Origin of the sequence: uncultured Victivallis sp. (assembly GCF_944391105.1) — a bacterium.
Taxonomy (GTDB): Bacteria; Verrucomicrobiota; Lentisphaeria; order Victivallales; family Victivallaceae; genus Victivallis.
In genome coordinates this window covers 32,326-52,301 of the sequence record NZ_CALXSK010000014.1, presented here as the reverse complement: position 1 = coordinate 52,301, position 19,976 = coordinate 32,326, and the positions used below count along the sequence as shown (strand labels likewise).

General features: G+C 58.0%; 13 protein-coding genes and 1 pseudogene. 6 read left to right on the top strand and 8 right to left on the bottom strand.

Translation table 11 applies throughout. The features are described 5' to 3' along the window. Positions 1–138: 138 nt before the first annotated feature. Together Q0K10_RS06450 and Q0K10_RS06445 are read left to right on the top strand one after the other, a co-directional pair. On the top strand, positions 139–687 hold the full coding sequence (locus tag Q0K10_RS06450; RefSeq protein ID WP_294504757.1) for a hypothetical protein: 549 nt from the start codon (positions 139–141) through the stop codon (positions 685–687). Positions 688–693: 6 nt separating this feature from the next. Next, positions 694–1,878: a DUF362 domain-containing protein gene (locus Q0K10_RS06445; RefSeq protein WP_294504755.1), complete on the top strand. Its 1,185-nt coding sequence runs from the start codon at positions 694–696 to the stop codon at positions 1,876–1,878. Here Q0K10_RS06445 and Q0K10_RS06440 read toward each other — a convergent pair. The 3 genes and pseudogenes from Q0K10_RS06440 to Q0K10_RS06430 all read right to left on the bottom strand — a co-directional run bounded on the left by Q0K10_RS06440 (position 1,868) and on the right by Q0K10_RS06430 (position 5,501). Continuing rightward, positions 1,868–3,757 (bottom strand): cation-translocating P-type ATPase, encoded by a 1,890-nt coding sequence (locus tag Q0K10_RS06440; protein WP_294504753.1) that lies wholly within the window; start codon positions 3,755–3,757, stop codon positions 1,868–1,870. The two genes, Q0K10_RS06445 and Q0K10_RS06440, sit on opposite strands and share 11 nt — an antisense overlap. 110 nt (positions 3,758–3,867) lie before the next feature. Continuing rightward, the gene (locus Q0K10_RS06435; protein WP_294504750.1) at positions 3,868–4,143 is read right to left on the bottom strand and encodes a metal-sensing transcriptional repressor; all 276 of its coding nucleotides are present in this window, start codon (positions 4,141–4,143) and stop codon (positions 3,868–3,870) included. 57 nt (positions 4,144–4,200) lie between these two features. Beyond that, positions 4,201–5,501, bottom strand: a pseudogene (locus Q0K10_RS06430) (sodium/solute symporter). Positions 5,502–5,943: 442 nt separating this feature from the next. On the opposite strand from Q0K10_RS06430, the gene Q0K10_RS06425 reads away from it, so the two are divergent. Together Q0K10_RS06425 and feoB are read left to right on the top strand one after the other, a co-directional pair. After that, entirely contained in the window at positions 5,944–6,249 is a 306-nt protein-coding gene (locus tag Q0K10_RS06425) for a FeoA family protein (RefSeq protein WP_294504748.1), read from the top strand. A 7-nt stretch (positions 6,250–6,256) separates the two neighbouring features. Next, entirely contained in the window at positions 6,257–8,407 is a 2,151-nt protein-coding gene (gene feoB, locus Q0K10_RS06420; protein ID WP_294504746.1) for a ferrous iron transport protein B, read from the top strand. Between the two features lie 20 nt (positions 8,408–8,427). Here the strand turns inward: feoB and Q0K10_RS06415 are convergent, their stop codons facing one another. Beyond that, positions 8,428–9,513 (bottom strand): GntR family transcriptional regulator, encoded by a 1,086-nt coding sequence (locus Q0K10_RS06415; RefSeq protein WP_294504745.1) that lies wholly within the window; start codon positions 9,511–9,513, stop codon positions 8,428–8,430. Between the two features lie 134 nt (positions 9,514–9,647). On the opposite strand from Q0K10_RS06415, the gene Q0K10_RS06410 reads away from it, so the two are divergent. Continuing rightward, the gene (locus Q0K10_RS06410) at positions 9,648–10,619 is read left to right on the top strand and encodes a hypothetical protein (RefSeq protein WP_294504744.1); all 972 of its coding nucleotides are present in this window, start codon (positions 9,648–9,650) and stop codon (positions 10,617–10,619) included. On the opposite strand, the gene Q0K10_RS06405 is transcribed toward Q0K10_RS06410, so the two are convergent. Beyond that, positions 10,612–12,252: a hypothetical protein gene (locus tag Q0K10_RS06405; RefSeq protein ID WP_294504742.1), complete on the bottom strand. Its 1,641-nt coding sequence runs from the start codon at positions 12,250–12,252 to the stop codon at positions 10,612–10,614. The two genes, Q0K10_RS06410 and Q0K10_RS06405, sit on opposite strands and share 8 nt — an antisense overlap. Before the next feature lie 274 nt (positions 12,253–12,526). Between Q0K10_RS06405 and Q0K10_RS06400 the strand changes: the two genes are divergently transcribed. Beyond that, on the top strand, positions 12,527–14,221 hold the full coding sequence (locus tag Q0K10_RS06400) for an alpha-L-fucosidase (protein ID WP_294504740.1): 1,695 nt from the start codon (positions 12,527–12,529) through the stop codon (positions 14,219–14,221). 16 nt (positions 14,222–14,237) lie between these two features. On the opposite strand, the gene Q0K10_RS06395 is transcribed toward Q0K10_RS06400, so the two are convergent. The 3 genes from Q0K10_RS06395 to Q0K10_RS06385 all read right to left on the bottom strand — a co-directional run bounded on the left by Q0K10_RS06395 (position 14,238) and on the right by Q0K10_RS06385 (position 19,973). Then, positions 14,238–16,406: an alpha-mannosidase gene (locus Q0K10_RS06395; protein ID WP_294504737.1), complete on the bottom strand. Its 2,169-nt coding sequence runs from the start codon at positions 16,404–16,406 to the stop codon at positions 14,238–14,240. Between the two features lie 19 nt (positions 16,407–16,425). Beyond that, positions 16,426–18,309 carry a heparinase II/III family protein gene (locus tag Q0K10_RS06390; RefSeq protein ID WP_294504735.1) on the bottom strand — a complete coding sequence of 628 codons (1,884 nt, stop codon included), beginning with the start codon at positions 18,307–18,309 and terminating at the stop codon, positions 16,426–16,428. Between the two features lie 119 nt (positions 18,310–18,428). After that, complete coding sequence (locus tag Q0K10_RS06385; RefSeq protein WP_294504732.1) at positions 18,429–19,973, bottom strand: sodium/solute symporter; 1,545 nt, start codon at positions 19,971–19,973, stop codon at positions 18,429–18,431. Between the last annotated feature and the right edge of the window lie 3 nt (positions 19,974–19,976).

The window sequence follows — 19,976 nt, the reverse complement described above, 5'->3', positions numbered from 1 at the left end:
AATTTCCATAAAGTAAACTTGAATGGAAACAATGTAACACGCTTTGCGGAAAATGCAAATCCGGGGTTGCGAAAATCTTTTTTTGTGTTATTGTGTAAAAGACGCAGAATGCGCCTTGCAAAGAAAGGGAGATTTGTCATGAAAAAGTTTCTTTTCGCCATTGCCGCCGGTTGCTGCCTGACGGCGTTTCAGGTCAACGCCGATGCCCTCTCGATTCTCCGAAACACCCGGATCAAATCCGAACAGACGGTCAGCGTGAACAACCTGACGAACCTCTATCAGGTCGTGGTCAGCCATTTCGAAGGCAGCAGAAAGTATCCGACGCTTGAGGAGTTGAACCTTCCGGCCCGGACGCTGGCGAATCCCTACCACGGACTCGCAACCCAGCAGCGGGTTCCGGATAAAATCACCGCGGGAAATGCCGGATATGCTTATTTCGGCGCAGCGTTGAACGGAGCCGGCGCAGTCGATGCCGCCTCCACGCCGCTCGCATTCGAAAAGCCTTCGATCCGTGATGACGGAAAAATCGTTGTGCTCTTCCTCTCGGGCAAAGTTGACACCGTGAGCGTGAACGCGAAAAACTGTGAAGAGGTGGTCAAGGCGCTCCAGGAAAAATCCGCCAAATCCGACGCTCCGGCCTGGAACAAACTCATTTCCGCCGCGAAGGCGATCGACAGCGCGAAGTAACCGGAAATGGGGGTTCTTGTTTCTGTCCGGCGGATCTCCTCGTACGATGTCGATCTGACATCGGAACTGCGTGAACTGCTCGCGCCGCTCGGCGGCATGAAGGCGTTCGTGCAGCCGGGTGAGAAGGTTCTGCTCAAGCCGAATCTGCTCGGGCCGTTTCGACCGGAAAGCGCGGTGACGACGCATCCTGCGGTGATCGAAGCAGTTGCCCGTCTCGTGATCGATGCGGGCGGACGGTGTTTCGTCGGCGACAGTTCCGGCTGCGGTTCGCACGAATCGGTGCTCAAGGCGACCGGTATCGGAGAGGTCATGCGCAAACTCCGCCTGGAGTGGGCCGATCTCGACACTCCCGCGGAATATGCGTTTCCGAACGCCCGCGTCGCCCGAAAGATCCGGCTCGGCGCACCGCTCGCGCAGATGAATAAAATCATCAATCTGCCGAAAGCCAAGACCCATGTCCAGATGGTCGCGACCGGCGCGGTGAAGAACCTCTACGGTTATCTGCCGGGAACCAGCAAGAGCGAATACCACTACCGGCTCAAAACCAGGGAGTGGCTGGCGGAACTTCAACTGGATCTGGCTGTCGTGCTGCCTCCGGTGCTGAACATCATGGATGCGATTACGGCGATGGAGGGGGAAGGTCCTTCGGGCGGCACGCCGCGGCAGCTCGGATTTCTCGCAGCCTCGCCTGAGAGCGTTGCGCTTGACATGGTGACGTTCCGGGCAATGAATCTTGATCCGGAGGAGATTCCGCTGCTCGCGGCCGCGAAGCGGCGTCCCTTCGGTACGACCGACTGGAACGGGATCGAGCTGGTCGGCGCGACTCCGGAGGAGTTGCTCTGCCGCGATTTCCAGCCGATCCGGCAGCTCGGCAATCCGCTGCGCCTGCTTCCGCTGCCGCAGAAGGTTCTCGACTTCGTTCAGCGTCGCTGGAAGGCGGTTCCGCACATCGACCGGAGCAGGTGCGTCAAGTGCATGCGCTGCCGGGACGGCTGTCCGATGCGTCCCGCCGCGATCGATCCCGACCGGAGTGCGGTCGCGGATCCGGCCCGCTGCATCAAATGCTACTGCTGTCACGAGTTCTGCCCGGTCAAGGCGATCAGCGTGAATCCGACGTTTCTGGAACGGTTTCTGCTCACGCCGCGGCTGCGCACCTTCGCTGCACGTCTCGCTGGACGGATCAAGGCGTAGAGTTCCGCCTCCCCCGCCAGTTCAGCAGCAACGCCGAATTCACGATGACCAGCACGGATCCGGCGTTGTGAACGAGCGCCCCGATGACCGGATTCAGAAGTCCGAGCCAGGCGAGAACCACCGCCGCGAAATTCAGAATCATCGAAAAGGTCAAATTGATCCGGATCGTCGTCATCATGCGGCGCGCGAGCCGGAACAGGAACGGCAGCTGACCGATGTCATCCTTCACAAGCGCGATGTCGGCGGCTTCGATCGCGATATCACTGCCGATGCCGCCCATTGCGATTCCGACCCGGGCGCATTTCAATGCAGGAGCGTCATTGACCCCGTCGCCGACCATGCAGACCGGTTCCCCTTTCCGCATGGTTTCGTCGATCCAGGCAAGTTTGTTTTCCGGAAGACAGCCGGCTCGGAAGTCGCGAATCCCGAGCAGTTCCGCAATGTGGCGCGCGGCGGAGGGGTTATCCCCGGTCAGGAGAACGGTACGAACTCCGATGGCGTTCAATTCCGCAACGGTCGCGGCGGCGTTTTCGCGGACAAGGTCGGCCAGTGCAATGATTCCGCAAAAACGACCGTCCAGCGCCAGAAGGATCAATGTCGCGCCTTCGGCCAACTGCTCCTCCGCTTTCGACGCTCCCTCTTCCGGGAGCTCAACGCCCCGGCTTCGAAGCAGTTCCAAACTTCCGGCGAGGAACGGGCGACCTGCGACCCGGGCGGAAACGCCGCGTCCCGGCACCATTTCGAACGCCTCCACTTCCGGAAATGTTGTCCGCTCCCCGCCCGGAAATCCGCGGACGACGGCTTTCCCGAGCGGATGTTCCGAACGCGCCTCCACGGCGGCAGCGATGAGTGCAAGTTCCCGATCCGGGAGTACCGCATGGAAATTGTGCAGCGCCGTGACTTCCGGCCGACCGTGCGTGAGGGTTCCGGTCTTGTCGAAAACGATGTCCCGGACGGTTGCAAGTCGTTCCAGCGCATCCCCTTCCCGGATCAGAACGCCATGTCGCGTCGCATTGCCGATCGCCGCCATGATCGCAGTCGGCGTCGCCAGCACGAGCGCACAGGGACAGAAGACCACGAGAATGGTAACCGCACGAACCAGTTCCCCGGTGACGATCCACGCCAGAGCCGCGGAGAGCACCGCTGCGACGACGATCCACGTCGCCCAGCGGTCCGCGATTCCGACGATGCGCGCCTTTCCCGCATCCGCCGACTGAACGAGGCGGATCATCCGCTGAATGGAGCTGTCCGAGTCGCGCTTTGAAGATCGCATCTCAAACGCGCCGAAACAGTTGAGTGTTCCACTGAACACTTCATCCCCCTCCCCCTTGTCGACCGGGATCGACTCGCCGGTCATGACCGACTGATCGACCGACGTGTTGCCGTGCACAATGACACCGTCGACCGGGATCGTCTCTCCCGGCAGCACCCGCAGGAGGTCTCCGACCTTCACGGCTTCAGCCGGAATCGTCTCTTCGTTCTGATTTTCCAGAATGCGCCGGGCGGTCCGCGGCGTCAATCGCACAAGTTTTTCGATTCCTGCCCGCGCCTTCGCCACGGTAAACTCCTCCAGAAAGGAGCCGATCTGCATGATGAACGCAACCTCGCCCGCCGCGAAAATCTCATCGGTCAGCACAGAAGCGATAAGTGCCATCGAAACAAGCACATCCGCTTTGATGTCGAACCTTGTGAAAACTCCCACCGCGGCATCCTTCAAAATCGGGATCCCGCACAGAACAATCGCCACCCACGCCGCATCGAACGGCAGATCGACGAGCCCGAAAAAGCTCACTGCCAACGCTGCCCCCGCGACCGCCAGAAACAGAATTTCCCGGCCGGCTCCTTCCGGCAGGCTTTTCCAGAACTCCCGAATTCTCATTATCTTGTACTCCCGGAATTGATTCATTTTCACGCCGCTGAAGATAATATACCCATACCCCCATAGGTATTCAAGCGATAAAAAGAAAAAACAACAGAAAAAGCACGAGGTCAGGAAAGCCGGGAGAAGTGTTCGATCGCCTTGGCGAAGGAGGCGATGGTTTTCTCCGCGTCGCCGTGTTCGATGCCGTCTTTGACGCAATGGCGCAGGTGGCCTTCGAGAACGATCTGGCCGAGCTTGTGCAGAGCGCTTTTGGCGGCATTGATCTGGATCAGGACTTCCTCGCAGGGGACGTCCTGATCGATCATGTTCTCAATGGCGCCCAGCTGACCGATGATTTTCTTCATTCTGCGGTGAAGATTCTCCGCATCCATACATTTGCGCATGTACCCGACTCCTCGCTGTTTCCATTCCGTTTACGATATATCCGAAACCGGGTTCTGTCAAGAGCGGAAGTTGCCCGGACGACCTTTCCAGTCGAAAAAAACGCTCAGAAGCAAACAGCAAAGCATTGTGACGGCGAGATTCACAACCGCATAGTATTGCAACGCGAGCGATTTCACGCCGAATGAGATGGCGAGACTGGCCGCAAGCCCGGCGATTCCGCCGTAAAAAACGCCTTTTGCGTTGAATCGTCCCGGAATCAGCGCGAGCAGGACAAGTGTCAGCAGCGGACTGCCGAGACCGTTGATGAACTTGTTGACGATCATGAAAAGCGTATTCGCCTCAGCCAGAAGCGGAATTGCCAGCAGAGCCAGAAGCGTGACCGCTGCGCCGATGCAGCCGCTCAACACCATTCCCGGCAGAGGGCGCCGGAAAAAACGCGAATGGAAGTCCGTCAGATAGGCCGCACTGCAACTGTTGATTCCGGAATCGATGCTCGACATCGTCGCCGCCAGCAGTGCGGCGGCGATCACACCGGTCACACCAGCGGGAAAATCACGGATCATCCTCGCGATCAGCCCGATTGCGGAAACATGGCTGGAAATCGCTCCGGTTCGAACCGAGTGAACATAGACCGCAAGTCCGAACAGCACGAGCAACGAGAGAGAAAGAACCGAAACGAACGCATTCAGCCACAATCCTTTGCGGGCGGCGGACAGATTTTTTGCCGTGAAATAGCGCTGCACGACCATCTGATCCGCGCCGTACCGTGCGAGAAACGCCGCGGACACTCCGAAAAGCGCGCTCCAGAAAGTCATACGCAGAGTCGGATCCAGCGAAAACCAGGAGGCGTCGAACGGGGCAAACGGCCGCAATTTCCCTCCGTCAAATGCAATTTCGAGCGCATCCCCTTCGCCGCTCAACGCAAATACGACTCCAAGCAGGATTCCACCGAACAGCACGAAAAATTGCAGCACATCCGTCCACATGACCGCGCGCATGCCGCCGGCCGCCGTGTAGAGCGTCGCAATGATCCCCCCGTCAGAATCGCCGCCGGAAGCGGAATCCCGGTCAGGACTCCCATGATCCGGGCCGTGGCATAAAGCGCCGTCGCCATCCAGAAGAAACGCCAGAGCAGAAAGAGGCCGCTTGCAAGCGCCCTCACCCGGTAATCGAAACGCCGTTCAAGAATTTCGTACAGACTGACCGTTTCCCGGTTGAGGAGAAACGGCATCCAGAATTTCGCCACCACCCAGGCCGACAGGAAAAATACCGGAAACGAAGCCAGCACGTAAAGCCCGTATCCGGCCACTTCCCCCGGCAGCGCCAGAAAATTGATCGCGCTGAAGCTCGTCACCATGACCGAAAGCCCGATCGGGAAATACCCCATCCCCCGTCCTGCGAGAAAATACTCCCGCGCGTTCTCCGAACGAGTTCGGTACCGCCAGCCGATCCCGAGCAGAATCACAAGATAGAGCGCCACTACAAGATAATCGATCGCGCTCATCTTCCACCCCTCTCCCGATTCGGTTCGTCCGCCGTTGTTCTCTTAACATACTTCAAGGGTTGCCCCCTGTCAAACCGGATCGTTCCCGTTTCGGTCGTCGGATAAAAAAATCATTCTATTAGCTTTGGCTAATTGACTTTTTGACAATGGGTGTTATATTAATTTCAGATGGATTGAAAACTTCCATTCACAGCAGGTTCGCCGCCCGTTTTTTTTAAGGCTTGATATTAGTTTAATCTAATTAACAGATATCCGTCCCGCATTTCCCGGAGACGGAAAGAGAAAGGCTTGAAAAATGAGTAAAAAACGTCTTCCCTGTTCCCGCGAATGCGGCGTCGTCCCGGTCTCTCACCGGCCGTCCGGTGTCGGAGAAAAATTGACGCTCGCCGAGTTGCCGGTCGGTGCTGCGGCAACCATCATCAAAGTCGTTCCGAACAGTCGCGGCGGCAGAAAGTTCGCGGATGTCGGCCTGGTGGCGGGAACCGAGCTGCTGATGGAAGCACACGCACCGTTCGGCGGATTGCTGCGCGTGAAACTCCTCGGTACGAGCATGGCGCTTCATCGCAACGACGCTGTGAACATCATCCTTGAAAACAAGTGACTTGAAAATGAAAAAAACATTCACCATCGCCCTCGCCGGAAACCCGAATTGCGGAAAAACCTGCATTTTCAACGCCCTGACCGGAGCACGCCAGCACGTCGGCAATTATCCCGGCGTGACGGTCGAGAGCAAATCCGGGCGTTTTGTCCTGAATGATCTGGAGATCAGGCTGATCGACCTGCCGGGCGTCTACTCGCTCTCGTCAAGTTCCCCGGAGGAGGAGATCGTCTTTCAGGAGCTGACCACGCCGGGAATCGACCTCGTGTTGAACGTGATCGATTCGACCATCCCGCAACGGAGTTTCTATCTGACCACACAGCTTGCAGAACTTCACATCCCGATGCTGATCGCACTGAACATGAGCGACGACGCGGAGAAAAAGGGGTTGCGTTTCGATCTTGAAAAACTCGAACGGTATTTCGGCGCCCCGGTCGTCCCGACCGTCGGCAACAGGAGAAACGGCGTCAGGAAACTGCTTGCGAAACTCGCCGAGACGCTCGAAAAACTCGAAACGCACGGTTCCCCCATGCTCTCCTACGGTCCGGACATCGATGACGCAATCAACGTTTTGTCAGAGCGGATCGAATCGCTCAAACTCGAAGCGTGCCGGAACATTCCGCCGCGCTTTTTCGCGATCAAGTTGCTCGAACACGACTCATGCGTCCGCAAACTCGCTGCCTTCGCTCCGCTGCTGGAACCGGCGGAAGAGCAGATCCGTCACCTGCGGCGGAGCCACGCAATCGACACGGATACGTTTCTGGCCGACCGCCGTTATGCGATGCTTGCCGGAGCCTGCAGGGATGCAATCACCATAACCGGCGAACGGCGGAGGGAAATCTCCGACAAAATCGATGTGGTCATGACCAATCGTTATCTCGGACTGCCGATCTTCTTCCTGATCATCTATTGTACATTCTGGTTCACTTTCACGCTGGCCGATCCGTTGATGGGATACATCGAGGACGGCTTTGCGCTTCTGGCAGACCTGGTCAAGGGAATCTGGCCGGAAACGGCGGCACCGTATCTGCGTTCTCTGCTGACCGACGGCGTGATCGGGGGCGTCGGCGGCGTACTGGTTTTTCTGCCGAACATCCTCTTCCTCTTTTTTGCGATCGCGATCCTGGAAGACTCCGGATATATGGCCCGCGCCGCGTTCGTGATGGACGGGGTCATGCGGAAATTCGGATTGCAGGGACGTTCGTTCGTGCCGCTCGTACTCGGATTCGGCTGTACGGTTCCGGCGGTGATGGCGACGCGCTGCATCGAATCCGAGCGTGACCGCAAAACCACGATCCTGATTCTGCCGCTCATGAGCTGCGGGGCGCGGCTGCCGATCTACGCGCTGCTGATTCCGGCTTTCTTTGCGGCAAAATACCAGGCGTTCATGATGTGGCTCATCTACGTGATCGGCGTGGTCACCGCCCTCGTCGCCGCCCGCATTCTGAAGTCGACGCTCTGCCGCGGCGAAGGGGAAATCTGTCTCATGGAACTGCCGCCCTACCGCATGCCGACCCTGAAAAGCCTGCTGCTGCACATGTGGGATCGGGGCAGAATGTACGTTCAGAAGGCCGGAACGATCATTCTTTTCACAAGCATCGTCCTCTACTTCTGCAACACCTGGCCGGAAAAAACGGACTTCTCCACCGATTACGATGCCGCCATCGCCGAACTCTCTGCGAATCAGGAAGAAACCGACTCCCAATCCGAGGCGGTCGCCGCACTCGAAAACGCCCGGCAGGCGGAACGCATGGAGTACACCATCTCGGGCCGGATCGGACACGCGTTCGAACCGCTCTTCCGTCCGATCGGATTCGACTGGAAACTCACGACGGCCGCCATCGGCGCGCTCGCGGCCAAAGAGGTCTTCGTTTCCCAGCTTGGAATCCTTTACGCCGAGGGCGAAGCCGACGAAGAGTCTGCACCGCTGCGGGAACGACTCATCGAGGCCTATACGCCGCTTCAGGGGTTCTGCATCATGCTCTTCTGCCTGCTGTCGATTCCCTGCCTTGCGACGCTGGCGGTCATCCGGCGCGAACTGAACTCCTGGAAGCTCACTTTCGCGGAAGCGGGCGGACTCTTCGTCCTCGCCTACCTCGTGACCTTCCTCGTTTATCAGATCGGTTCCTGGCTGCAAATCGGAACGAAATTGATCGGCTGACCCGGCGGCGCGCAGGCAATTCAAATGTGCGGCGGCATATAAGGCGTCAGGGTGATCCCAAGCGCCGGAGCACGCGGCGGCTTCCCTTCGCAGAGATCCGCTAGCTGATCCGCAAGCGCTCCGGCGATTTCGGCGATGGAATGCTGCACAAGCGTACACTCGAACGGGAACAGAACCGGGTTCTCGCGCGTATGGTGGATCGCGAGCCGGTAATCCTGCGGCACGCGTATCCCGCCGCGGTAGAAAGCCATCGCCGCCCCGTCCACGAGATCGTCCGAGAAAAGCATCAACCCTTCCGGCCGTTCCGGCAGAGCGTTCAGCCGGGCGATTCCGTTCCAGGCGAAAGACGCCCGGTCGACGATGAAACTCTCCGGGGAATGCCTTCCGTCGAAAAGCCATTCCTCGCGGAACTCCATCCCGGCCGCATCCGCGCGCCGATGAAGAGCGCTGACGATCACGGACGAGAAACGTCCCGGAGTCAACACGCCGAAACTCCGGCATCCGGCTTCCCGCAGCGCCTCGGTCATCTTCTCCATCAGTTCCGCCGTATAAAGCGAAACGCGATTCGCGAGACGAAGGGAACTGATCCCCGTAAACGGCACATTCAAAGAATGGCAGAACTTCAACTCATCCGACTCGATCGTCCGGTAGACGATTCCCTGTATCCGCCGTTCGGTGGCAAGCCTCCGCAATGTGTTCCGTCCGGTTCCGCCGGGCGTGTCGTAAAGCACATGACACTCTGCCCCGCACTCTTCAAAACGATCGACCAGAAATCGTACCAGCAGTCGGGTGAACTCCTCGCCGCGCATGAGCGAACGCCACGGAATGAACACCGCCACGCTGCGCAACCCCGGTTCGCGGCGCGCCACAATGCTGCCCGACCGCGGACGCCGGACGATCAGCCCCTCCCCCGCGAGTTTCCCGAGCGCATGATGCACATTCGCCTCGGCAACGCCGAGTTTTCGCGCAAGGGCGCGGGCCGGAGGAAGCCGGTCGCCGGGGCACAGCTCTCCGCGCAGAATCAATCCGCGGTAATATTCCGCCACCTGTGAACGAATACTGCGCTCGGCATTGAGTCTGACGATTGTATGTTCTGCCGATTTCATATTCTTACAATAAACTTCCTCTCCGCGTTTTGCAACCGGAGAACAGAAATAATCATAATAATCGCATTAAATTCTTGATTTTTCCACGGTTCGATGTATGGTATCGATCAGACAGCAAAAGATTTGGAAAAGCAATGATGCAGACGTTGATTCAGAATTTGAGTTCGTTGCCGTTCTTCGGTTCGGCCTGGTTCGGAATTCTGGCGATGGTGATTGTAGGGAGCAGCTGGTGCCTGATCGGTCTGGTGATGGGGGATGCGCCGAAACGGGGAATCGAACCGAGCCTGGTGCAGTTGTTCGGGAACAGCTTTTCGGTCGCGGCGAGCATCGTCATCATGTTTGCGACCGGAAGCGTGCCGGAGTGTTCCTGGTGGATCACGTTCGCAACCTGCGGAGCCTATGTCGTCGCCGGGATGATGAACTTTTTCATGCTGCAGATCATGGCCTATGCGATGCAGCGGGGACCGAATGGGATCATCTGGGCGATCATTCAGTCGGCGCTGATCTTTCCGTTTCTGGGCGGGGTGATCTTTTTCGGCGTGGAACTGACCTTCGCGCGGACGGTCGGAATTCTTCTGCTGCTTGCGGCTCTCATACTTTTCGGGGCGGCGAAGGAAAATTCGAATGCCCGCGGCAACTGGCGGCTGCCGGCCTTCATCTGTCTGGCGATCTGCGCCGTTCAACAGAACATTCAGACCGCCCCCTCCTACTACGAGGAGGCGCGGGCTGTCGGCAGCATCGTGCGGTCGCTTTCCGCTGCCGGGGGGGGACTTGTCGGTGCGATTTTCTACAATCTGGCCCGCCTGAACGCGGAACGGAAAGAGCAGTTCCGCCGCAACATTTTCAATCCGATCCTCTGGAAATACATCGGAGCACTGCAGTTTTTCAACCTCCTTTTTGCCTACACCCTGTTCTATCCGGGGATGAACGCGATGGCCGATGCAGGACTCGGCGGGATGTGTTACCCGATGATGGTGGGGTCGTGCATTATCAGTTTCACGCTTTCAAGCATCTGGATTCTGAAGGAGAAGCTGCGGCCGCTTCAGGCAGCCGCGCTCGGAATCTGCGTCTCGGGTCTGGTGCTGCTGTGCATTCCGCTCAGATGACGCCGAGATGCCGCAGTGTCGCCTGAACGGGGGACGGCTTTTCGCGGTTCGTCCACTCCTCGGATGCCAGTGCGTCGGCGGTTTCGAAGAGCGCGTGGCAGCTCTCCTCGTAGGAGCGCCCGCTCAATTCCGCAACCAGCCGGATCGCCCGGTCAATGAGTTTTTTATTGGAAATGCTGACGTAACTCATCCAGTTTCCGGTCACGCGTCCGAGTTTGACCATCGTCCCGGTCGAAACTGTATTCAACGCGAGTTTGAGCGCCATGTGGTTCATCAAATGAAGCGCGGAGTCCGGCACGCCGGAACTGATCCGGAAGTGTGCGAGCACCCGGTAATTCTTTGCAACCGATTCCAGCACAAGGTTCCCCGGGCTGCCATCCACCTCGACGACAACCGCGCCCGATTCCGGAGATTCGAACCGCTCGGGGGCCGGCTCGCTGCCGACCTCAAAGCGGTAGAGCGCATCGGAATCGATGGCTGGCGGTGATTTCACGAGCTTCTCCGGAGCCCCCATCGCGACGTAATCTTCTGGGCGCCACGCAAGACAGCGCACTTCGCGGTGGAGCATGTTCCGCCAGGTTTCGCGGGTCGGGTAGAGCGGATTCTTCACAAACGCCCACGGCATCGGGGAGTTCTTGTCGTCGTTGCGGCGGAACGGCGGCAGCATGAAGGTCGGAGAGCGTTCGGTCGTATCGGTGAAAATATCGAGCAGATAATCGTTTGCCAGATAGGTGATCTTCCCTCCCCGTGCATAAACATCGGCTTCGAAATCAATGTACTGAGCGAGCATGGAGCGTACTTTCTCCGATTCAAGATGGTCGAGCACCTTTTCGAACTGCGCAACGAAATCGGGAAGTTCACGTCCCTCAAGTTTCGCCGCGACCGATTCGAGCAGCACTCCGGCGACAAGTTGCTCGCTCGTGGTCGCCTGCATGCGGGTTGAACCCGCGAGCGCCATCGGTCCGCAGAAGAGGTCAAGCACCGTCACGCGCGGGTCGTCGATGACTTCGCGACAGCGGACAAGCTTGTTCCGAAGCAGTTCAGCCGGATTGTTGAACAGGAGAAAGACCGCAGCGCCACGTTCGGCGGACTCCTTGACCGTGCCGATGACGGAACTGGTTTCGCCGCCTTCGGTAATTGCCACAAGCATGTCGTTCGGACCGATGTGGAGATCGGCGGCCTGACGGCGGCCGAAGTTCTGATAATCCTCGAACGCTTCGACTGATTTCACGAGCGCATAATCTCCTCCGGTCATGATACTTGCTGCACAATCAGCCAGTTCCGGACGATCCGAGGCGGAGAAATATTCCCGCCACATCGACTCAAGCAGGATACTGAGCCGCCCGGTCGCGCCGCAGCCGGAAAAAACAATGCGACCACCGTTCCGCACCGTCGAAAAACCGGTCGCTGCCATGCGGGCGAACGGCTCGGAAACAAGCACTCGACGCACCATGGCCAGCACGTCGCGGTCGGGTTTCTGGAGCGTGGCGACTCCATCCCTGGTGGAGCGCCGGAAATCGGCCTCCATCGAACGCGTCAGAGGATTCGACTGCTCTGTCGGCAGGAATCCGAGGTGAAATTCGGTTTCATTGGCGATAAAATGTTCGGCGGCGGCCAGCACTTCGGGTTTCATACTGTTCCTTCCCATGAAAAAGCATTCCGTTTCATCCAATATACCACCATCCGGCCGGAAGGCAAGCGCCGGAAAGTCAGGATCGGCAAATTGATTGTCGAATTGAAGGGACTTGTTCAGGGGGAACACGGTTCGTGCCAGGAGCGTCGGGCGGGACATCGCCGCCTCGTTCAAGGTATTTCCGTGAAAACGGGGACTAGTCACGTCGCGGTCCTTGCATTGAATGGAAATTCCTGTATATTATGACCCCTGTCAACCAATCAGGAGTTTCATCATGAATGCACTGGAACTTTGCAACCCGGGACGGACGCCGCAGCCGCGTCTTGTCCGTCGTCTGAAAATCCGTATCTGTGGAATCATGCACTTCGGACTCAACACCTTTACCGGCCGCGAATGGGGATACGGAGACGAGTCGCCGCAGCTCTTCAACCCCGTCGCCTTCGACGCGGATCAGATTGCCGAAGGGTGCAAAGCCGGCGGCCTCGATGGACTGATCATCGTCTGCAAACACCACGATGGCTTCTGTTTGTGGCCGACCCGCACGACAGAGCATTCGATCGCCGCCTCACCGTGGCGCGGAGGCCGCGGGGATCTGGTTGGAGAAATGGTCGCGGCCTGCAGACGCGCCGGACTTGCGGTCGGTTTTTATGTCTCGCCATGGGATCGCCACGACGCACGCTACGGGACGCCGGAATATGTAACCGAGGTGTTTCGGCCCCAGCTGCGTGAGATTCTCGGCAGTTACGGCCCGGCGTTCGAAGTCTGGTTCGACGGCGCGAACGGCGGCGACGGCTGGTACGGCGGCGCCCGCGAGGAGCGTCGGATCGACCGCTCCACCTACTACGGCTGGGCGGAAACCTGGAGCCTCGTGCGGGAACTTCAGCCGGATGCGGCCATTTTCAGCGACATCGGCCCGGATTTGCGCTGGGTCGGCAACGAACGCGGCTTTGCGATGCCGGAGTGCCGCAACTGCATCACGCCGCGGGTTCCCGCCGGCTGCACAGGGGATCCCGCGCCCGGTTTCATCGACGAAAGCATGCTCGGTCTCGGAGAACTGGACGGCCGCTTCTGCATTCCGCCCGAATGCGACGTCCCTCTGCGCCCCGGCTGGTTTTATCACGACCAGGAGAATGACCGCCTCCGCAGCGTCACGCTGCTTGTGGAGATCTTCGAACGCTCCGTCGGCAATGGAGGCGTCATGAATCTGGGGATTGCACCCGATCCGTCCGGAAGGCTTCATGAGGTTGATGTGAAACGCCTTGCGGAATTCAAACAGACACTCGATTCGATCCGCGCCGGAGAATTCGTTTCCTCCACGGTTCCCGTGGAAAACGGCGAAGCCCTGCTGCCGTTCGACACCGTTCGAAAGTTCAACCGTGTCGAACTGGCGGAACCTTGCGGCAAAGAGGAAGCGGTCACATCATACTCCATCGAGGCCCGCTGCAGCGGGGGGTGGCGCGAAGTTGTGTCCGGTCAATCCATCGGGCCGTGCCGTATTCGACGATTTCAGACGACGGAGGCTGATGCCTGCAAAATCGTTGTCAAATCAGCACTGAAACCTCTTGAAAAACTCAATGCCCGTTTATTTCTCGCACCGGAAATAAACTGCGATCCGGAGAGCTGCCCGCTGCACACTTCTGATTATCACCGTATCGAACCGTCTGCCGTTTCCGGGCTCGAACTCCTCTTCGATCTGCCGGAGGAGACGGAAGTTCATGGATTCGTGTTTACGCCGCAACCGGATTCTCCGGCAGGAACCCCTTCGCACTTCGCCCTTTCCGCTGAACGGGACGGCGCATGGCAGTGCATCTGCGAAGGGGAGTTTTCCAATATCCGCGCGAATCCGGTTCCGCAACGTGTCCCATTCCCCGGAATCCGCGCGAAACGGTTGCGATTCGTCGCGGAGAGGACGCTTGAACCCTCCAACCTTCTGAAGGTTGCGGAGTTCGGCATCCTCTCCGGAGATTGAGAGCGGAAACCGGTCTTCAGTGAAAATCGAATCCGCACCCGCGCGTGCATTCACTGAACCACAACGGATCGGTCAGCGGGAAGAGCATCCGGCGGATCTCCTCCGGGCTTCCCGCCTCCGGAAGCAGCAGAATCCGGTATTCGTGTTCGCCCTGATCTGTAACGGGATAATCGTTCTCCGCCGGGAGCGGGAATGGATCGTGATGGGCGTAGACCGGCGAGCGCAGCAGCGTCAGGCGGATCAAACCGTCCGGCTGCACATCAACTCCCGTCACGTCCGGACTTGCGACCGCAAAACGCCGACCTTCCGGCGAAACGACCGAAACGAAATCCGTCATGGGATACTCCTCCCCGTTGCAGATGCGCGGAGCAATCCCGCCCGGAGCGCCGTCCAGTCTGGAAACCGGAACGAATCCCGGGTGGATCAGCAGTTTCACCTGCTTGCGGCAACCGCTCCACATGAGGCGCAGCCGGAGTTCCAGAGCCTTTTCCGCATCATTCATCCGCACACGCCACTTCAGCGTGCCGCAGGAGACTTTCTGCGTGAACCGGACTTCGCCGGAAAGCGGTCCGGGACGAGCGACTGAGCGCGACGCATCCGCGTCTCCCGCAAAGTATTCCAAAATTTCCGATCCATACCCTTTCATATTGTGCGACCAGGTGTCGCTCGGATCATCGATCACCACCGCACGGAGGGGAGAACCGAGAAAACCGCGTTTCCCGTCTGACAGCGCAACCACTCCGGCAGGACCGAGTTCCGCGACAAGTTTTCCGTTTTCCAGACGTTCCGTGGAAATCCGGACATCCCCTGCCGGCGGCAACGCGCCATCCGTGTGTACGAACAGAATCTTCCGCCCTCCCCCGGGAATCCTCAGCCGGGTGATGTAACGGGCCATTTCGAACGCGGCTTCGGATGTTACCGGCTGCGAAGGGACCGGCGTGCCGTCTTCTTCGGTCAGCCGGATCTGCGGCCGTTCCGGCGACATCCAGAGGTATCCGAGCCACGGCTCAAATTCCACAAATCCATCGAATTCCGTCTCGGAGGGATTGTCGAAAATCAACCGTTGAACGCCGCATGGAGCGAGCGTCGCGTTCTCGCGCCGGATCGCCAGCTCGATCTGATGTTGGGCAACCGATCTCGCATATCCGAGGTCCTGGTAAATATCCTCGTAGGCCGAGCGGATCGAACTGCCCGGCAGTATGTCATGGAACGTCGCAAACAAAAGCCTTTTCCAGGCAGGTTCGAGTTCATGTTCCGCATTCGCGTCAAAACCTTCCGGCCGAAGGAGGCGCATACGCTCCGCCTGATGCAGAAGCTGTTCGGTTCGGCGCACTTCCCGCTTGACCCGGCTCACCGCTGTGTAACAGCCGATCGCATGGTGCTGAAGTTCCGTATTGACCACCGGCAGTTCTGCACCGGAGGCGGCGACCTCCTCGAAGTAGCGATCCGGCGAACTGTAAACGAGTTCCACATTTTCACGGTAACGAAGATGAGCGTTCAGCCACTCGATTTCCCGTTTCGCCGGGCCGCCGCCGTGATTGCCGACTCCGATGAAGCACATTACGTGTCCAATTTCCGGATTTGCGTCCGCAAGCGCAGCATCGAGATTCGCGCGCAGGTTCGTCTCCGTATCCTTTCCGGTTGTGCAGTAACTGCGCGAAATGCGGAACGTCCGAATGCGACTGCCGGAGGGAGATTCCCAGAGAAATGTGTTGCCGGGCAGATGCATCTCCGCTTCACAGGGACGCATCATGACATAATTTTCAAAGCCGCTCTTCTTCAGAAAATCCGGCAGGGTCGCCGCATGACCGAAGCTGTCGACGTGAAACGCCGTCCTGACGTGCAGACCGAACCGATCTTCGAAATAACGCCGCCCGAACTCACCGTGCTTTTCAAAAATATGCGCTCCGGTCAAATTGCAGTCAGGCTGGACGTACCAGCCGCCGACCACCTGCCAGCGTCCGCTCTTTACATGCGATTTAACCCGTTCAAACAAAGAAGGATCGCACGTCTCTAAAATCTCATAAAACCACATTTCTCCGCGCGTGATGACGATTTCCGGATAGAGTTCCAGAAGATCGCAGGCGGTGCGGGCTGTTCCGAGAACCTCGTCGATTCCCTGGGAACGGCGCCAGAGCCAGACCGGGTCGAGGTGGGAATTCAAAATCAAATGAACCTTCATCATGCTGAAAACCTGCAAATAATTATTGAACAATAGAAAACGTCATATTCCACTCCCCGCATCCGTCGATTTCCGTCTGGAGATGAATGCACCAGAGCATCTTGCCCCAGGAACTCTCCATCCGCTTGTCCGTCAGGGGGATATCTTCGATCTTCGCGATGGAAATACCGGTAGTGACAAGCAGCATCTTACCGATCCGGACACCCTGCTCCGTCCTCACCGGTTTCACGGCGCAATAGAGCGGAATCGCAACGGAGATCCGGCCCGTGCCGCGGACGGAGTTCCGGATGACCGCGGTCCCGTCGTCCGAGAGGGAGGCGCTGCGCACACAGGATTCGACACCGCACTCCTTCGGGTATGCGCCGGCGATATCGAGGGAGACATCATCGGAAAACCTCACGTTCGAAGCGCGGAACTCCGCTCCCGGAGACTGAAGGATCCCGTTGAATACAGGAACGTTGTGCCCGGAGGAGTTTAAAAATCGATTCTCGTAACGTCGTTCGGAAAATGTGAATTTCGTATACTCGGTCGAACCGCAGTCGATGATGATCGGCACGCCGTCGCAAAACAGTTCGAACTGACCGACATCGTTGTGGTTGTGGCTTTCGTCGTTGTGACCTCCCTTCACACAGAGGATCGTACCGGACCATTCGTCCTCCGGATTCTGCCGGAAACGGAAGAACTGCAGATCCGGCAGCGCCGTCCGTTTTTCGTCGACATGACCGCCGCGCGAAAGCTGCTCCGGAAAAAAGAAAATCATCGCGAGTTCATTCTGCATCGTAATATGCGGGAACCGGCCGGTTCCCGCGGTCCCGTCCGGAATCTCCTTTGAGGTGCGCGGAGCGAAGCCGTAAGCCGCTTCCAGCGCGAAAGATTTCAACATCGCACTGCCGGAGAGATCGGCGAAACGGTTCAGCCAGCCGACGTCAATCCGTTCGAACTTCGCCGGAGAATCCGCCATGCTGGCAAACCACGGACCGACCAGATGAACCTTTGCGATGTAATCGCCGATGTTCCGGAATTTCTCTTCCCGGTAAATCTGCGCATAAGCGTTGTCCGTGTAAAAGTTGAGCAGATCCAGAAAAATCATGAGCCGCACCCCCGCGACCATGAAATATCCAGGGCCTTCATCGCACCCGCCGTCCGGGGCGTAACGGTCATAGAATTTTTCGCACACCTCCAGCATATTCCGCGTGATTCGCGCGAGCCGTTCGGGCTGATCCCGCAAAAATGTAAACGCGGTCAGGGCCACGTTGGAAGCGCACCACGGACTCCAGTTGTTGTGCCCGTCCAGCCACCATTGCGGCAGAAGGGTCTCATCCTCAAGCGGCGCGATGACCCGTTCGATGCAGTACTCCCGAATCCAGTTCAGAAGTTCTGGCGACTCCTCCGCGATCTCTTTTCCGAGAAGTTGAACGACGCAGGCGAGCGTCGCTCCCGTCTCCGCACAGAAGAGGTCGGTTCTCGGCTGATCGAAACGCGGCATCGGGTCTCCGTCGTGGTAGTGGCCGTGCGCGGGCAGATACCAGACCGGTTCGCTCAGCAGCTGCCAGAGTCCTTCGATCACCTCCGGCAGAAACCGTTTCCTGTAATCGACGGCCTCGGCCAGGCTGAACAGCGCCAGATGTGTCCGGCGCGCGAAATAGTACGATTCAAACACACTCCGATTTCCGGTGCGGATGAACGCGAAGAAGTCTCTGGCGGTCAACGGCGGATAAATCTCCGAAACGGGTTGTTTCTGAATGGTTTCCGCATTCATCAGATACAGGGCGAATCTCTTCCTGCGAAATACGTTGTTCCCGGCCTGCCAGGCGGCACGGTCCGATGCCGGCGGGAAACGGCTGGCAAAAACTTTCCCCTGAAACAACGCGGTGAGTTCCTTTTCCGACAAGAGTTCCGTCCACATTGCGAGATTCCCCCATACCAACTGTGCTTTCACTATTCGGAGATGAAATACCGGACCGGCGGAAAATTCCGCCGATCCAGATTAAGATAGCATCTGTTCCATGAGGTTGCAACCGGAGATCAGTTTTTTTCCGAATCCGTCCGTTTTTCGACTGGTTTGAAACGTTCGACTGTCCAGACGGTCAACCCCTGGAGTTTCTCCTGCCGTCCCGGCCGGAAGAGAGCCGCCGCCAGCGCAACGACCAGCATCACCACATTGCAGAGAGTTCCCGCGAGATAAATGTGAGCGTCAAGCCGCAGATACTCCGGGAGAAGCCCGAAAAAATGGAGAATGTTGTAGATGCTGAACACAATCGCAGCTCCCATCCCGACAAGAATGGCGCGATTGTCCACCCGGGTCGTGAAAAATCCAAGCAGAAACGGCGTCAGCGTTGCACAACAGAAAATCGCGCCGAGAGTCAGCGAAAGATCGTAAACGCTCTCTCTCGGAAGATAACTGATTCCGACGGCACCGCCGATCATGACAACTCCGGCAGCGGCCGATACGAGCCAGGCGAAACGAAGTGCCGCGCGTTCTCCCGTCTCCGGCCGGAATTTCTTCAGAAAATCTACTGTCGCAACAGTGGCCACCGAGTTGATGGAGGAATCCAGCGAACTCATTCCGGCGGCGAGGCACGCCGCGATGATGAGGCCGCCGATGCCTGGCCAGGTGGTGGTAAGAATGAAGTGCGGCAGCACCTCATCGGCGGAAAGTGACGCAACCGCTTCGCAGGGAAAAATTTTGTAATAAACGAAAATGACGCTTCCGAGAAAAAAGAAAAATCCCCAGGTCGGCAGACTCATCACTCCGCAGATCAAGGTCGCTTTGCGCGCCTCGCGCAGCGATTTTGCGGCGATGTACCGCTGAACGACGTTCTGATTGCTGACGAACTCCCCGATGAATGTGACCAGCCCAAGCAGAATCATGACCGGCAGGGTTCGTTCCCCGAAAGAGAAATCGAGCGGGCCAAGTGAAAATTTCTGATACTCCATCCCGATCGAGAAAACCTGCGACAAGCCGCCCGGAATGCGGATCAACGCGGTCACCATGCAGAAAAAACCTCCGAACAAAAGAATTACGGTCTGTACCACATCCGTCCAGATGACCGCGCTGATGCCCCCGACAATCGTGTAAAACGCAATAACGATCCCGATCACAACCAGGACAAGCCGCTCCTCGTATCCGGTCATTGCAGCGATGGGCAATCCGAGCAGATAAAGCACGATCGCGAGCTTCAGCAACGTGTGAAGCAGATAGTACAATGCCGCGTAAAAACGAATCCCTGAACCAAAACGCTCTTCCAGGTATTGAAATGCGCTCACGTTTTTTCCACGCCGAAAGAAAGGAATGAAGAGGAAACAGGCGGCAACCGCCACAAACGGCATAACCAGATGCGGAGTAAGCTGCCGGTAATCAAGGGCATATGCCGCAGCAGGAAGTGCCAGGAACGTGACGGAACTGATCGAGGTGCCCAGCATGGAAATCCCCACCGCCCATCCGGGAAAGGAGCGTCCGCCGAGGAAATACTCCTCCGTTCCGACATTGCGGCGCATGAAATACACCCCCATGGCCGCCATTACCAGAAGATAAAGAAGCAATACAACCAGATCCGCGACCCGAAACATGAT

What these genes read in the sequence shown, in the direction of transcription:
- Q0K10_RS06450 (WP_294504757.1), top strand. Translation starts at nt 139, where the DNA reads ATGAAAAAGTTTCTTTTCGCCATTGCCGCCGGTTGCTGCCTGACGGCG.
- Q0K10_RS06445 (WP_294504755.1), top strand. Translation starts at nt 694, where the DNA reads ATGGGGGTTCTTGTTTCTGTCCGGCGGATCTCCTCGTACGATGTCGAT.
- Q0K10_RS06440 (WP_294504753.1), bottom strand. Translation starts at nt 3,757, where the DNA reads ATGAGAATTCGGGAGTTCTGGAAAAGCCTGCCGGAAGGAGCCGGCCGG.
- Q0K10_RS06435 (WP_294504750.1), bottom strand. Translation starts at nt 4,143, where the DNA reads ATGCGCAAATGTATGGATGCGGAGAATCTTCACCGCAGAATGAAGAAA.
- Q0K10_RS06425 (WP_294504748.1), top strand. Translation starts at nt 5,944, where the DNA reads ATGAGTAAAAAACGTCTTCCCTGTTCCCGCGAATGCGGCGTCGTCCCG.
- feoB (WP_294504746.1), top strand. Translation starts at nt 6,257, where the DNA reads ATGAAAAAAACATTCACCATCGCCCTCGCCGGAAACCCGAATTGCGGA.
- Q0K10_RS06415 (WP_294504745.1), bottom strand. Translation starts at nt 9,513, where the DNA reads ATGAAATCGGCAGAACATACAATCGTCAGACTCAATGCCGAGCGCAGT.
- Q0K10_RS06410 (WP_294504744.1), top strand. Translation starts at nt 9,648, where the DNA reads ATGATGCAGACGTTGATTCAGAATTTGAGTTCGTTGCCGTTCTTCGGT.
- Q0K10_RS06405 (WP_294504742.1), bottom strand. Translation starts at nt 12,252, where the DNA reads ATGAAACCCGAAGTGCTGGCCGCCGCCGAACATTTTATCGCCAATGAA.
- Q0K10_RS06400 (WP_294504740.1), top strand. Translation starts at nt 12,527, where the DNA reads ATGAATGCACTGGAACTTTGCAACCCGGGACGGACGCCGCAGCCGCGT.
- Q0K10_RS06395 (WP_294504737.1), bottom strand. Translation starts at nt 16,406, where the DNA reads ATGATGAAGGTTCATTTGATTTTGAATTCCCACCTCGACCCGGTCTGG.
- Q0K10_RS06390 (WP_294504735.1), bottom strand. Translation starts at nt 18,309, where the DNA reads ATGTGGACGGAACTCTTGTCGGAAAAGGAACTCACCGCGTTGTTTCAG.
- Q0K10_RS06385 (WP_294504732.1), bottom strand. Translation starts at nt 19,973, where the DNA reads ATGTTTCGGGTCGCGGATCTGGTTGTATTGCTTCTTTATCTTCTGGTA.